25 protein-coding genes are annotated in these 12,738 nt (G+C 46.0%); 2 read left to right on the top strand and 23 right to left on the bottom strand.

Features of this window, described 5'->3' with window-relative positions:
• Window positions 1–57: 57 nt before the first annotated feature.
• The 23 genes from KXJ80_RS10425 to KXJ80_RS10315 all read right to left on the bottom strand — a co-directional run bounded on the left by KXJ80_RS10425 (window position 58) and on the right by KXJ80_RS10315 (window position 11,473).
• Window positions 58–570: a glycoside hydrolase family protein gene (locus tag KXJ80_RS10425; RefSeq protein ID WP_259474745.1), complete on the bottom strand. Its 513-nt coding sequence runs from the start codon at window positions 568–570 to the stop codon at window positions 58–60.
• 153 nt (window positions 571–723) lie between these two features.
• Window positions 724–1,209, bottom strand: coding sequence for a hypothetical protein (locus KXJ80_RS10420; protein ID WP_259474744.1), 486 nt, complete (start codon window positions 1,207–1,209; stop codon window positions 724–726).
• A gap of 38 nt (window positions 1,210–1,247) precedes the next feature.
• Window positions 1,248–1,583 carry a hypothetical protein gene (locus tag KXJ80_RS10415; protein WP_259474743.1) on the bottom strand — a complete coding sequence of 112 codons (336 nt, stop codon included), beginning with the start codon at window positions 1,581–1,583 and terminating at the stop codon, window positions 1,248–1,250.
• Window positions 1,584–1,608: 25 nt separating this feature from the next.
• On the bottom strand, window positions 1,609–1,851 hold the full coding sequence (locus KXJ80_RS10410) for a DUF4406 domain-containing protein (RefSeq protein WP_259474818.1): 243 nt from the start codon (window positions 1,849–1,851) through the stop codon (window positions 1,609–1,611).
• An 85-nt stretch (window positions 1,852–1,936) separates the two neighbouring features.
• A complete protein-coding gene (locus tag KXJ80_RS10405) occupies window positions 1,937–2,203 on the bottom strand; it encodes a hypothetical protein (protein WP_259474742.1) in 267 nt (88 codons plus the stop codon).
• Window positions 2,204–2,290: 87 nt separating this feature from the next.
• The gene (locus KXJ80_RS10400) at window positions 2,291–2,611 is read right to left on the bottom strand and encodes a DUF4406 domain-containing protein (RefSeq protein ID WP_259474741.1); all 321 of its coding nucleotides are present in this window, start codon (window positions 2,609–2,611) and stop codon (window positions 2,291–2,293) included.
• Between the two features lie 243 nt (window positions 2,612–2,854).
• Window positions 2,855–3,037 (bottom strand): hypothetical protein, encoded by a 183-nt coding sequence (locus KXJ80_RS10395; protein ID WP_259474740.1) that lies wholly within the window; start codon window positions 3,035–3,037, stop codon window positions 2,855–2,857.
• A gap of 7 nt (window positions 3,038–3,044) precedes the next feature.
• Complete coding sequence (locus KXJ80_RS10390) at window positions 3,045–3,368, bottom strand: hypothetical protein (protein ID WP_259474739.1); 324 nt, start codon at window positions 3,366–3,368, stop codon at window positions 3,045–3,047.
• Window positions 3,368–3,568, bottom strand: a complete 201-nt coding sequence (locus KXJ80_RS10385; protein ID WP_259474738.1) for a hypothetical protein — start codon at window positions 3,566–3,568, stop codon at window positions 3,368–3,370. Before KXJ80_RS10385 ends, KXJ80_RS10390 begins: the two co-directional genes overlap by 1 nt.
• Before the next feature lie 60 nt (window positions 3,569–3,628).
• Window positions 3,629–4,864: a tyrosine-type recombinase/integrase gene (locus tag KXJ80_RS10380; protein ID WP_259474737.1), complete on the bottom strand. Its 1,236-nt coding sequence runs from the start codon at window positions 4,862–4,864 to the stop codon at window positions 3,629–3,631.
• Complete coding sequence (locus KXJ80_RS10375; RefSeq protein WP_259474736.1) at window positions 4,864–5,463, bottom strand: hypothetical protein; 600 nt, start codon at window positions 5,461–5,463, stop codon at window positions 4,864–4,866. Before KXJ80_RS10375 ends, KXJ80_RS10380 begins: the two co-directional genes overlap by 1 nt.
• Window positions 5,456–5,725: a hypothetical protein gene (locus KXJ80_RS10370; protein WP_259474735.1), complete on the bottom strand. Its 270-nt coding sequence runs from the start codon at window positions 5,723–5,725 to the stop codon at window positions 5,456–5,458. Before KXJ80_RS10370 ends, KXJ80_RS10375 begins: the two co-directional genes overlap by 8 nt.
• Window positions 5,725–6,291, bottom strand: coding sequence for a TIGR02642 family protein (locus KXJ80_RS10365; protein WP_259474734.1), 567 nt, complete (start codon window positions 6,289–6,291; stop codon window positions 5,725–5,727). Before KXJ80_RS10365 ends, KXJ80_RS10370 begins: the two co-directional genes overlap by 1 nt.
• The gene (locus KXJ80_RS10360; protein ID WP_259474733.1) at window positions 6,292–6,876 is read right to left on the bottom strand and encodes a hypothetical protein; all 585 of its coding nucleotides are present in this window, start codon (window positions 6,874–6,876) and stop codon (window positions 6,292–6,294) included.
• Window positions 6,867–7,385 (bottom strand): hypothetical protein, encoded by a 519-nt coding sequence (locus KXJ80_RS10355; RefSeq protein WP_259474732.1) that lies wholly within the window; start codon window positions 7,383–7,385, stop codon window positions 6,867–6,869. The genes KXJ80_RS10360 and KXJ80_RS10355 overlap by 10 nt, the downstream gene beginning before the upstream one ends.
• Window positions 7,382–8,122, bottom strand: a complete 741-nt coding sequence (locus tag KXJ80_RS10350) for a DNA-methyltransferase (protein WP_259474731.1) — start codon at window positions 8,120–8,122, stop codon at window positions 7,382–7,384. The genes KXJ80_RS10355 and KXJ80_RS10350 overlap by 4 nt, the downstream gene beginning before the upstream one ends.
• 4 nt (window positions 8,123–8,126) lie before the next feature.
• Window positions 8,127–8,513, bottom strand: a complete 387-nt coding sequence (locus tag KXJ80_RS10345) for a hypothetical protein (RefSeq protein ID WP_259474730.1) — start codon at window positions 8,511–8,513, stop codon at window positions 8,127–8,129.
• Window positions 8,497–9,048 carry a replication protein P gene (locus KXJ80_RS10340; RefSeq protein ID WP_259474729.1) on the bottom strand — a complete coding sequence of 184 codons (552 nt, stop codon included), beginning with the start codon at window positions 9,046–9,048 and terminating at the stop codon, window positions 8,497–8,499. Before KXJ80_RS10340 ends, KXJ80_RS10345 begins: the two co-directional genes overlap by 17 nt.
• Window positions 9,029–10,108, bottom strand: coding sequence for a replication protein (locus KXJ80_RS10335; RefSeq protein WP_259474728.1), 1,080 nt, complete (start codon window positions 10,106–10,108; stop codon window positions 9,029–9,031). Before KXJ80_RS10335 ends, KXJ80_RS10340 begins: the two co-directional genes overlap by 20 nt.
• Window positions 10,109–10,165: 57 nt before the next feature.
• Window positions 10,166–10,480 carry a hypothetical protein gene (locus KXJ80_RS10330; RefSeq protein WP_259474727.1) on the bottom strand — a complete coding sequence of 105 codons (315 nt, stop codon included), beginning with the start codon at window positions 10,478–10,480 and terminating at the stop codon, window positions 10,166–10,168.
• On the bottom strand, window positions 10,480–10,674 hold the full coding sequence (locus tag KXJ80_RS10325; RefSeq protein ID WP_259474726.1) for a hypothetical protein: 195 nt from the start codon (window positions 10,672–10,674) through the stop codon (window positions 10,480–10,482). Before KXJ80_RS10325 ends, KXJ80_RS10330 begins: the two co-directional genes overlap by 1 nt.
• Window positions 10,667–11,236 carry a phage regulatory CII family protein gene (locus KXJ80_RS10320; RefSeq protein ID WP_259474725.1) on the bottom strand — a complete coding sequence of 190 codons (570 nt, stop codon included), beginning with the start codon at window positions 11,234–11,236 and terminating at the stop codon, window positions 10,667–10,669. The genes KXJ80_RS10325 and KXJ80_RS10320 overlap by 8 nt, the downstream gene beginning before the upstream one ends.
• Window positions 11,237–11,269: 33 nt before the next feature.
• Window positions 11,270–11,473: a Cro/CI family transcriptional regulator gene (locus tag KXJ80_RS10315; protein ID WP_240129183.1), complete on the bottom strand. Its 204-nt coding sequence runs from the start codon at window positions 11,471–11,473 to the stop codon at window positions 11,270–11,272.
• A gap of 107 nt (window positions 11,474–11,580) precedes the next feature.
• On the opposite strand from KXJ80_RS10315, the gene KXJ80_RS10310 reads away from it, so the two are divergent.
• Window positions 11,581–12,291, top strand: a complete 711-nt coding sequence (locus KXJ80_RS10310) for a S24 family peptidase (protein WP_259474724.1) — start codon at window positions 11,581–11,583, stop codon at window positions 12,289–12,291.
• Window positions 12,292–12,310: 19 nt separating this feature from the next.
• The gene (locus KXJ80_RS10305) at window positions 12,311–12,733 is read left to right on the top strand and encodes a hypothetical protein (protein ID WP_259474723.1); all 423 of its coding nucleotides are present in this window, start codon (window positions 12,311–12,313) and stop codon (window positions 12,731–12,733) included.
• The last annotated feature ends 5 nt before the right edge of the window (window positions 12,734–12,738 follow it).

Raw genomic sequence — 12,738 nt, 5'->3', positions numbered from 1 at the left:
TTGACCCGCCCCACCCACCAAAGAGCAAACACCTTAATTATCAGTAATTTGCACAAATCAATTGAGAGCGTCGAGGCAGTCGCGGTGCCGCTGCTGCGCCCGAAGCCACACGCCATAGCAGCGCTTGTTGCCAGGCGTTGAGCAGTCATAACCAGCGACGGTGCGATACTCTGGCAACAGCAATGCATCACATGATTGTTGGTATTCACCTTGGATAAGATGGCCACGCATCGGCGAGGCTAACCAACGGCCGATGCCGTATTGGTACGTCCAATCGATGTATAAATCGTAAGATGCTTGGTTAAGCTCCACGTTCGGCAGGCTTGCTCGAAAACGTTGCTCATCCTTATCGATATGAGCCTTTGCGGTTTTAAGTGCGTTAATTGGGGTAGTGGTTTCGCCTAGCTTTACTGGCCGTCCATCTGCGTGATAAGTTGACCCAAAACCAAATGTAGGCCGATCACCTTTAACAGGGATCTCGGCAACTGGCGAGAATCCCTCAGATGAAACTAAGGTGATCAGTGCAGCAGCTGATAAGCTCAGGCCTGTGACTAATACCTTATTGCGCATGACAAACCCCAAAACAAAAAGCCCCGGCGATGGCCGAGGCTTGAATAAACTGAAAGGTCTAGATAGCAAAAAGCCACCAGATAGGTGGCTTTAGATGCTATAACCCGCATTGTTATAGCAGGATAGTAAAACATAAGGCTTGGGTAAATCATTTTATTCTACCAAATTGTTTGCTTCTTCAGCTTCATTAAACGGTATCATCATCCGGTCTTTGTCGAAACTTTGAGTAGACTCATTCCAGCTCTCTTGCTTCATCGTATGGTAAAAAGTCTCTGCAACAACGACACCATCAAACAGCTTCATGAAACTATATCTGCCATCGATTAACTGTTCTTGGCTAAGAGAATCAACATTTTCATTTGACGACACAGGCAATAAGTTACCAGTTAGCATAGGTTGTGGAAACTTGGCTGCAAAACCTAAGTTCATGTAATCATCTTCTGTTACCAAATCAAAATAAATTCCATACTCACTTTTTGCTCCTGAGAGAAAGCTGGTATCTACATTTAAAAGATAAAAAGACGGTGAGTAGTAAAAGTCTTCATTAACTTTAACGTGTGGCGGATTATGAATGTAATTTACCCCAATTAAATCGAAAAACTTTGCCCATTGTTTTTCCTGCAAACTTCTAAATCCCATAAATTCCTCTTCATCCTTGTTTATGTTTTACTTATCACTTAACTGATTTTAATTCGACCGAACTCATCCTTAATTCCGAAATAAACAATTGAACGGCCTTCATCACAACAAAAGCACCAACCTTTAAATTTGTCTCTGTTAGCATGGTTAAGTCTGGCAAGAAGCTTATTTGCTGCACGCCAGTACACCTTAAAAGGATCCTCTTTAGATGTAGGAAGCATTGTGTTAACAAGGGCGTCAATGCTGATAGCAAAAGACTCACCCACATCAACACCGAGGACGTCATTTATCAGTTTTTCAATCTGATTTTCAAAATGCACATCCACGGCAACGATATCTTCTGCGCCAATGGTGTAATTACGTTCGTTATTCATGATTTTTAGCTCTTAAATTTCACTATCACGATACTAAACTCATACCTCGCTCAATGTCTATTCCAGTTGGAACAAAGACGATCTTAAGCCCTATCTTCTTGGCGTAGTAATACTCGGCGGTGGCGCCGGCAGACCTGCGCCAACCTGGCAGCTTCACAATCTCATTGCAAGCACGGATCATGGCGTAACAGATATCCATATACTGGGCTTCTGTGAGCCCAACGGGCAACCCTGCAGAGTGCAGTACTACTATGCCTGTTGCATCCAGTCGGTATGCTTTAAGCAGAATCAGCTTTTTGTGGAATTAAAAAACCACGATTTTATATTCTGTTTGTGCGCTTGATATGTGATTATTAAATTTGTTCAATTACGTCTTTAACTACTCCTTTAACAACTCCTTTAACAACTAATGATCCTCCATGATTATAAATATCACCAATTACCATACCATTTACTTCTAAATAGCCGCCATTTTTGAGAGTTACTGATTTCGTAGCCATTCCATTAAGAATTAGATGAGCACCATTTTCTACAGTAACATTTCCGGTGAACATTCCATTCATTTGCAAACGATCATTAATGATTACATCACCTTCAATTTTTCCATTCTCCGTTTTCATTATTTATTCCTTTATATACTTTTAGTGTTATTAAATTCGGCTTTATAGATTAGCACATAATGCTATCTTAATTATCTAGCAACACATTTATACTAAACTAATACCTCGTTCAATGTCTATGTCCGTTGGAACAAAGACGATCTTAAGCCCTATCTTCTTGGCGTAGTAATACTCGGCCGTGGCGCCTGCAGACCTGCGCCAACCGGGCAACATCACAATCTCATTGCAGGCGCGAATCATGGCGTAACAGATATCCATGTATTGGGGTTCGGTTAGGCCGAACGGCAGGCCAGCAGAGTGCAACACTACTCTGCCAGTTCCCTCCAGTTGCTCAGCCGCTTTAAAGAATGCCTGCTTGTTGATCTCGACATTTCCGCTTATTGGGCCAGCGATGTAGGTGGTTATCATTAATCGTCACCAGGCGGAGATTGATTAGCCGTGGCATTATCTAACGTATGCTCACGCCACGCATATTTACAGCACCGGCATGTTTTTAATAGATGCTCTTTTTTACAAACGATTTGGTAGTCAAATGTCCTTGCCACATAGCGAATAAACTCACTCATCTTTCCTTGTTCTTTGCATGTACCTAAATTGGCACCATCTTCTACAAACTGAAATTCTATTGAACTAGATCCGCACTTCACGCATTTACACATGAGTCACTACCTCTTGAATGTGGAAAACACCGTCAAGATAAAACCCCTTTACTGTGCCTATGACATCATTCCCTTCGCACTCGTCGTAAACAAACTCCTTTGCCGTAGCCGGGATAAAATTAGAAGGGTATTGACTGACTGCTTTTTTAATAATTTCTGCGTCTAGCCATTGCATAAAGACCTCACTTGATCACTGTTAACTTTTTGCCTGATTCGATTGCTTTCAGCACTTCGATTCGACCAAGCCCACTATTTTGGTACTCGTTCCATTCGCTGTGATGCTGTGGGCAATAATGCATATCCTTACCAACGGTTTTCGCGCATTTGCGGCACAGTTTGCGATCACAAGTTTTATCGTTTCCTACTGGGTAATCACATAGGAATTCTGCTGCAGGGAAGTTATCTCCACATTCGCTGCAGTCGTCCATGTTGATCTCATCTTCTGAGAAGTCTCCACAAATAAAACCGACTGTTTGACCATTACTTCTTATTATTGAGCAAGCCATTACTCTGCTCCTGCTTGCTCAATTGCATCGCGCACTGCCTCAGGCCATTCGCCAACTAACAGCTCGGTGCCGTCATCAAAGTGAATCTTGGTACCATTGAAGCCATTACTGCTATGCATACTAAAATGCTTGATTCTATCCAGAACAACAAAGCTGTTTTCACCGTGATAGAAAGGTTTAAAAGATGCTACTTTACTCATTAAATATCTTCCTCTTTTGAAGATGCATAAATTGCCTTGCAAGCCATGCCCCACAAGGCTTTAAGCTGTTTTGCTAATATTTTCCATCTTGAAACTGTCTTGACTTAATCGCTCTGCAAATAGATGGTGTATCGACAGCAAATGCTTATGCCATAGCTCGATAGCCTCCCGCTTTTGGTCAGCTAAATAGGTGTGAATATAGGCTTGGTCTAGCTTGGTCATGGAATGGTTTAGCATCTGCTCGGCCACCATGTAATCGATACCCAAATCAGCCCAACATGAGCGAGCCAGTTTGCGTAAATCGTGGGCCGTCCATTCACCACCACTCACCTGTTTAACCAAGCTATTGGCACCACGTTCATCTAAGCCGGTGTTACGGCATGGGTGCGGAAATAGGTACCCGCCGCGATAACCTGCAGCAGCTTGCATTAACTTATGCCAGCGTAATACATCGGCCATCAGTCCAGAGATAGGGATAGTCAATTGAGCATGGGTTTTGGTGATATTGGCGGGGATCACCAACTTAGCATTGGGTTCGTCGTAATAGCTCCACTTAAGCAAGCGGGTTTCCCCAATGCGGGTACCGTAGGCCAACATAATAAACACCAGCAACGCAGCACTATCACTGGCGGTATCAAGGTCACTAAGTAGCTTAGGCAAATCCGTTGCCTGTAATTGAGGTGGTTTGGTGGCTATGGGTGTAGCGATAAAATCCGTAAAGCTTAGTGATGCCAACGGATCTTCAGTAATCAACTTAAGCACTGTCGCTTGCTTAAATGCCTTGCGCAGCACTGCGTAATACTGGCGAACACTGCCAATAGAATAACGCGCCTGCAGCGGCCAAATTAATAGCTCATCGACTTTATGATGATTGAGCTCACTCAGCATCACCTCACCCAGCACAGGCAATAAATGCTTAACGATGGTGCATTTAATATTGCGGCGCCGTTTAATCGATAAGCTGGTATCCGCCTGTGACCGGGTTAAATACCAATTCAGCAAGCCGCCGCAACTTAACCAGGTATTCACCTTCACGCTTTGATCTTGCCGATGCTGAATGCTCAATGTGGGTAAATCATCAATGATCGCCTTAGCACTCACCAGCGGCCAGTTCGCCACCTTTGACCAATTCGTCTTTCCCTCTTTATTGGTGACTAAATACCAACTGCCACGACTGCGCGAACTACCCAATCGCAACCGTAGCGGATAACGTGGGTCCCTAATTTCGGTAATCGAGTGATCGGCCACAGCCCGTTTAATGGCCGCATCACTTAAGGCAATACAGGCGATAGCCATCAGTCGCACCTCATGTTAGTGCGGCAATCCGCGTAGAAATACTCAACCGATATCGCCTCTTTATCAGCAGCTGACAACCCCACCTTAAACAGTGCAGCGGTCAGTTTTTCAATCAACTCAAACTCAGCCAGTATCAACGCTTGCTGCAACTTAATCAGCTCGCCATTAGCCGCTAAATCAACGCCAGAACCGCCGCATTTATCACAAGGATACAGCTCGAACATTGGCTTAACTTTGCCAACACCACGGCAGGCATTGCACTTAGGCAACGCATTAATCTGCTGATGAATGGCGTTTTTAGTACTAACCAAAGCCTTGTATTCAGGCGTTGATAACACCAGCTTTTTACAGTGCAAATCAAACCGCTCATTAATAGATGACTGCGTTGCTAACACCGACATTAAGCGCTTATTTATCCGCTCCAATGGCTCAATCCGGTGATAATCGGCATTACCAATGGGCAGGTGGCCATCGAGTTCATTACTGATCACTCTTACCGCCGCTTCAACACCGCAGGCCAGATCAACCGAGCCCATCGACTCAAGTTGTTCTGCCTCTTCTTTCAGCCGTTTAACTAAGTCGCTTACCGTTTCAATCATTGGGATAAAGCCTTTTTTCCAAATCGCTGTTATGCGCCTTTATCGCGCTTACACACTCTTCAACACTTTCAAATTGATAGACAAATTCACGGCTGCGACCTTGATCATGGGCATAAAAGTAAGCAAATGCGGTTCTGCGCTCTATACGGCTTGCTAATTCAATAGCTTGCTTGCTCCAACGCCGAGTTGTTCTTGTTTCAAGTACTCTGCCTTGAGTCCATGCCACGTCTTTAAATTTTTCTCTGTTGTCAGGTGCTTTCATCAACCCGCTAGCCCCATTTCTTCGCCAACCATCCGCAGCACTTTTTTAGCAAAGCGAGCGGCATCATGTTCGTGCTGATGTAGTGCATCTACGCCACTCATATACTTGTCGTAAAAATGCTGGCTAAATTGCTCTGTCGTGATCTTGGCGCCACTCAAATCACAAAACGATTTAGTCAGCTGCTCAACGGTGTTCAACATCTTTCCGGTACCGCTGCAGTGCTTACACTCACCATTGCGGTGATAGTTGAGTTTTGTTCCCTTGCACTCAGGGCAAACACGGGTACCGCACACTTCATTTACGGCAAGCTTTGCCAAGGCCGAAGCGGCAACAGGCCTAAAATCGACTTCATACTGCTTGCATAGCGCCTTTACGAGTACATCCTCAGCATCTACATCGCCGCAAATGGTCGCCTCTAACACCTTCACCCCAACTGGGTACTTACCCTGCACCTGCGCAACAACACCCATAGCATCCTCCTTACTAAAAACCCCTTTACCACAAGCCGCACCAATCGATAACCCGCGTGGAGATAGCAGCTCAAACAAGCGCTCAATTGAAATCATTTATCTGCCATCTCCTTGGTGGTTAGCTGCAGCACGGGCAGCGGAATGAATAATGCTCAGTGCCATGCTTGATACACGGCTTTCGGCCGACTCAAGCGGATCTTGGCGCGATACAGTGCTCATTGGCTTACGTTCTGGCTGCTTGCGCAGCAATCCACGGGCACTTAGCGCATCGCCTAAGGTTTGATTGCCAACCTTAGCTTGGCGTGAGGCCGCAAAAATCGTGGCGCCAGCTACATACAAGGCAATCGCTTGCTCCAAGTTGGCGGCGCTCTTTTCGGCCGTTTTACGCAGTAAATCGCGCTCTCTTAATATTTTTAACAGGCTGACTTGCCCAACCCCCGCCTTGCTTGCGGCGTTATAAGCCGAAAGCTTTTCATCAACATAAAATTTGATGGCCTTTTCTAATCTTTCGCTGACTTTTTTAGGCTCCTTGCGCAATAAGCCGCGATCCTTAAGCTCTTTTGATAGTTTTTTACGGCACACAGGCGCGGCTGCAGAACTCTCTATCAGCGTCATCTTTTGGTTTACATACAACTCAACACCACGCGCCAAGCGCTCAGCAAATGGGGCTTTTAACGGCATAATTCCCCCTTACCAAACAAGGCGATCAACGCAGCATCACGAGTATCGGCATTGCTGCGGCCAGTCCAGCCGGTGATCTTGTTAAAATACACACTGCTATCCTTGGCCTTTTTCACAGGTCCACGCAGCGGTTTAACCAAAGTCACGGTAATCCCTTTGTCCTCGAGTACTTCTTTAATCAATCTGGCGGTGGCTTTCACTTTGCCCAAGTCCTCAGCCTTGCTCATATTGATCTTAAATTCACTACCGCCTTGGCTTGGGGCATGGCCAACGTAAGCCAGCAATGGATTTTGGCCTTTGGCAGTCCGCTTTAACTTGCTAGCGAATACTGGATTTTTGTTATCCACATCCTCAAGCAGCACAACGCAAGGCGAACTGGCAGCACTGCTAACTACAAACTCAATCAACTCGCTAAATCCCATGCTCTTAAGCAGCAGTATCTTGCCGGCTACCACAGTGGCCACGCCGCTTTTTGTGAGATCAGGATCAATGCCAATAATTAGCTTCATGCTGCCTCCGCATTACCAGCGCAATACTTAGCAAACGCATCAGCATAAAAATCAGCATCTTGTTCGATGCCAATGTAATTACGCCCAGTGTTCATGCTGGCTATTCCGCTTGAGCAACTACCAAAGCAAAAATCAAGAACGGTCTCTCCATGATTGCTATATGTGTTGATAATCCATTCGCACAGCGCTACTGGTTTACGAGTAGGGTTAATTCTTTCGCCCTTCCTTTTTTGCTTATCTGATGAGAAAAACTGAACAGAACGTGGGTAACGGCTAGTGCTGTCGTAAACAGACCCTTTTGAGCCTTCTCCATAGCACTCACTGCCTGTTTTACTTCTTGATGCTGTTTTTCTTGGATGACCATGCGTCATTTGTGGGTTGTAAGTGCCAACTCCATTACAAAAAATAAGCACATGCTCATGAGCTCTCATTAGTTGCTTTTTGGCATTGTAAAAACCTGTCGCATTACCTTTTTCCCAAACTATTTCTTCTTTAAACCAAGGTAAGTTTGAGCATGTTAAAACCGAGGTGAATGGCTGTGCTGCATGCATTGCAATAACACCATTAGGCTTAATAATTCGTTTAAGCTGCTCCCACATTGGAATTAGAGGAATAACTTCATCCCATGCGCAGCGAGTCGTTCCGTAAGGAACATCTGCATAAATCAAATCAATGCTGTTATCAGGTATGCCTTTCATCAGCTCGAGGCAATCTCCATGTAGTAATTTAAAGTCCATACTGCTAAACCCCTCTAAACCGCTTTGACTGTCTCACTAAAAACTGATTGGCTTGTTTACGTCCAAGGCGCCCACCAATGGCAAATAAACGCTCATACTCGATTGATACGGAATGTTTAAACTCCGCGGGGATAACCGACATATGCTTTACAATCTTCTCCATATCCGACTCACCACCGCGGCAATGCCACATTTGCGGTAGTTCGCGTTCACGCAATAACCCTTGGGCCCGTAACTCAGCGGCTGTCACCGCTTTTGGTACAAATAACTCCGCATCGTTAACCGCCTCTTGCACGACTTGACTAGCAGCAGTATCAACAGACATAGGCGCCACAATCGCGCTATAAAAATCCGGTGCATCATCTGGTAAGTGTTTAATTGCCAGAGCCATTGGCAGTCCTTAGCCCAAACTTTTGGCGCAGTGAGGCGATAATCGAGCAAGCCTTTTGGCTTTCAACAGGCTTGTTTACTGGGGCGGCAAGCGCCTTAGGAATGCATGCATCAAAGCTTTCACCCTTAACTGCACGGCGGCACATCACCTCGTAATTGCGTTTAAACAACGGCCATGTTTGCTGTTCTGTGCGGTTTTGCAGCTCATACCAACCCGTTTCACGGCCAGCGGCAAACACCGCGCCATGGCTCCAATTGTGCTCACTCGGCCACCGACCATGGGAGCAACACTCGCGGTAAGCCTGCTCGGCGCTGGGTAATCCAAGTTGCTCAGGTGTAGGCGTACACATCGCCACAAACTCAGCGGGGTTAACGCTCCAAGGCGCAGTTGCAGCACGTTGTTTAAAGGCCTCAATGCCAATCATCACCTCAGCCACACTCAAGCCAGCCTCACCGATTTGCTTAACAAACTCCTGCACTACGCTGCCTAGTTCAGCGCCAAAGCGATTGCTAAAATCACGGCTGTACAGGTTCATAGTCGGCATCAATTGTGTTGCCACCACCGTGGTGATCTGCTGAATGCTCGAGTTGCTCTGCCATTTCACGCAGTTCGCGGAATACTCGTGCTGTGGAGTGTTCATAGCGTGCAGGGTTTGCGGTAGCAGTTGTTGTATTGGCTTCATGTGATGATCTCGCTAGCAGTTTGGCGTTTAGTTTGTCCCATTGTTTACGGAGGGTTTTTGGGCATAACACATTGCTCGCCCAAAACGAGTCGGTATTGGCAAACTTAAACAGCTTGCAGATGTCGTGGTGAGTGCGCTTGTCTTGCACACGCATCAAGCGCACTTGGTTAGCCCAATCAGGCCAATTCGGTTGCTTTGCAGTGGGGTTAACAATCAGCACTTTGTTGAAGATGTACTCAGCACAGGTTAAATCGTCTTGAGTGCCCCAAAGCTTGCCGTTAGGAGTTTGAATCGCAGCATCGGGTTTTATCTGTGTGTCGGCCATTGCGTCAGCAATGTTCGACGAAGAGATCTTTTGTATTTCTTTTGTATTAATGTCTTTCTTTTGTGGGGGTCTATCTAGACAGTTTTTACTGTCAGAATAGACAGTCTCGCTGTCAGAATTGACAGGTTTTACTGCCAGAATAGACAGTGAATTTTTACTGTCAGAATTGACAGTTTTTGCCTTTGCTGGTTTATCAGTCCAAGAAGAAACCGTTGGGTTAACCCCAATTTTCTTGCCATCTTTGATCAGCACATTGCGCTTTAATAAGCCGCCAATCACCCGCGATACGTTGTCAGTATCGATATCCGTCATTTCTTCTATTTGACTGTAAGATACCCAGTCAGTGGCCTTGCCGTAGCCATAGGTTCTACGGATAACCGCAAATACCACCCGACTCTCACGATCGCTTAATTTCGTGCGGCACAGGGCGTCCACCAGCGTATTGGAGAGTCGTAAATAACCATCTTCCAAATCTGCTTTCACCACCCCACCCCGCGTTTGCTGTTTGTGCTCAGCAACGGGCCGTAACGGCACCACATTACTGCCACCAGCGCCATGATTGACGCTATCAATTGATTCCAGTACCATTGTTTTTGCCTCTCTTTGGTATTAAGCCCACAGCCTCCATAGCTATAGTGGGCTTTCTTATTTCAAGCGCACTGCACTACCCGAAAACTGATACCCCGCATCCAACACTCGCGCCGCAATCGCCTCAGCACTCGTCGTCGGTGACGTGCGAATCACGTTAGCTAGCAAGGCAATATCTTGATTGCGCTCAATGCGAGCGAATTCGGCATCTTCTTCTGGTGTGTAAGGGATATCTGCGTACTTGCCGCTAAGATGGTTGCAGACCTCATTTAACGCCTCAAAATTTGGGAATTCTGCTTTATTAGTGGTGCACTTATCAGTTAACTGATTTGGCTTAACCTTTACCGCAATCACCGGGTCATAAGCTCTCATCACACTCTCCCATTGGCCTTTAACCGCTCATAGTCATGGCGGCAGTCGGCATCACAAAAATGTTGATTAGTTGAAACAGTTGCCTTGCAGTAATGGCACTGGCCAATAAAAGGCAGTGTTGGTTGACGAACAGTTAAAGCGGCCTTGATATGCGCTTCATGCTCTAATGCCGCATCATAAATAACATCACTCATGCTGCGCGCTCTTTGTTATTGACACAGAGTCATTAATTGAAAAAATCTGACTAGGTTGTAACTCAACGCTGAAAGGGTTTGCTTTTGGCAGATCCCGCACTTGGCTACTCACTACCGCTTTAAGCGACAGCACTTCACGCACGGTTTTGGTGAGCTCACGGCTAATGCATTCAAACTCATCAGGGGTGATCACCCCATCCGCGCGGGAGTCGCGGATCTCGGCAAGTGCAATGCCCATTTGCTCGCTAATCAGCAGTAGCTGATCGCTTAACTCTTCATCGCAGTTAACCGACTCAGGCAGCTTTACAAACACCCCGCCGCGGCTATGGCACCACGCAGAGAGAATGCGGTCATCGTCGGCCAGCTCAGTCAGGTGTATCGCATCACGCAAATAAAGGTGATTGCTGTCGTTCTCAGGGTTTAACTTGTTGTACATCACCCCGGGCTGCTGGAATAAATCCTTAGCCAGCTTATCCACCCCGTAATCGTGCCCAAGCGCATGGGCGGCATAGAGTGGATCTGAGCATGAAAGCGATTCGCGCTTTAATGTGTTTTTAGTCATAGAGTTAGATATCCTTGTCATTAACAAGAGCAGTTAAGCAACCCGAGGTGAAGACGTAGACTCAATGGCTTTATCAGCATGAACCTTCAACTCACCGCCCGTTAAGCGCTCAAGCTGAAACGCACGAAGCTCAGGAACCTCTTCGCCCCACTGAGAAACAGCAGACTTATTAAGTCCAAGCGCCTCTGCGAGCTTGATGCTCGAACCGAAGTACTTAATCGCGTCAGTTTTTTTCATATTAAATTCCAGCTTGGAAGTGACGTTTAACGAATTGAACAGAAGTTTAGATCAGTAAACTTATTTTGTATAGGACTTTCAACCTTAAAAGGTTTAGATTGCTTAACATGGACACGTCAGAACGAATCAAGAGGCGGATGCGAGCACTAGGCTTGAAATCCGTTGACTTAGTAAAACAAACAGGTGCATCTAAAGGTGCGATTAGTCATTGGGTAAATGGCACAACACAACCTTCTGGTGAGAACTTATTATCGCTGGCTAAATGCTTAAAATGCTCCCCTGATTGGCTGCTAAGCGGAGAGGCAGAAAAGCTCGAGGTGCGAGAATCAAATGCTGAGTGGCATGCAGGCTTTGAGCTATGGGATGGCGATACACCATTAAGGGATGATGAAGTGGCACTACCGTTTTACCGTGAAGTAGAATTAGCTGCAGGCAGCGGATCTACATTTGTACAAGAGAACGGCGGCTGCAAACTCCGATTTGCAAAATCTACCCTTAAAAAGAGCCGAGTCGAACCGCACCACGCGGCCTGTGTGACCGTTAGCGGCAATAGCATGCTGCCAGTGCTGCGCCACGGCACTACCGTTGGCGTCGATACCAGTAAAAAATCGATTATCGATGGTGAGATGTACGCCATTGATCACGATGGCATGTTACGAGTAAAAATGCTCTATCGCACCCCTGGTGGTGGCATTCGCATTAAAAGCTATAACAACGATGAATTCCCCGATGAATTTATCTCCCCAGAAAAAGCCGCAGACATTAAAATTATCGGCTGGGTGTTCTGGTGGTCAGTGCTAAACGTTTGGAATAATTAAATTAGTAAAAGGATTTTGTATGAGACTTATCACTGCCTCAACATTAATAGCCCTGCTCACTGGCTGCGCCACCTCAGCTGTAACAATCGACAAAGCCAAGCCTGCACCAGCAGAAAGAGTGCTAATCAACAACGTCGACAGTAAAGAAGCCAAAATCACCATAATTCGTGATAGCGGCTTTATGGGTGGTGGTTGCTATGTCGATGTTTTCTTAAATGACAACCTAGCAGCCAAGTTAGATACCGCTGAAAAAGTCACCTTTAACATAAAATCAGGTGAGTTGATCTTAGGTTCAAAGCTATCAGGTAGCGCCCTATGCGGTGGTGCAAGTATTCGCCATTTTGAAACCAGCATTAGCCAAGGTCAGCACAAACTATATCGCGTGATGACTGACCAGAACGGCAATCCACAAATCATATCTGGCGGTATTGCGCCAAACTAAAGTTG

The sequence above is a fragment of the Shewanella xiamenensis genome (assembly GCF_024971755.1).
GTDB classification, from domain to species: domain Bacteria; phylum Pseudomonadota; class Gammaproteobacteria; order Enterobacterales; family Shewanellaceae; genus Shewanella; species Shewanella xiamenensis.
This window is presented reverse-complemented; position numbering and strand designations above follow the sequence as displayed.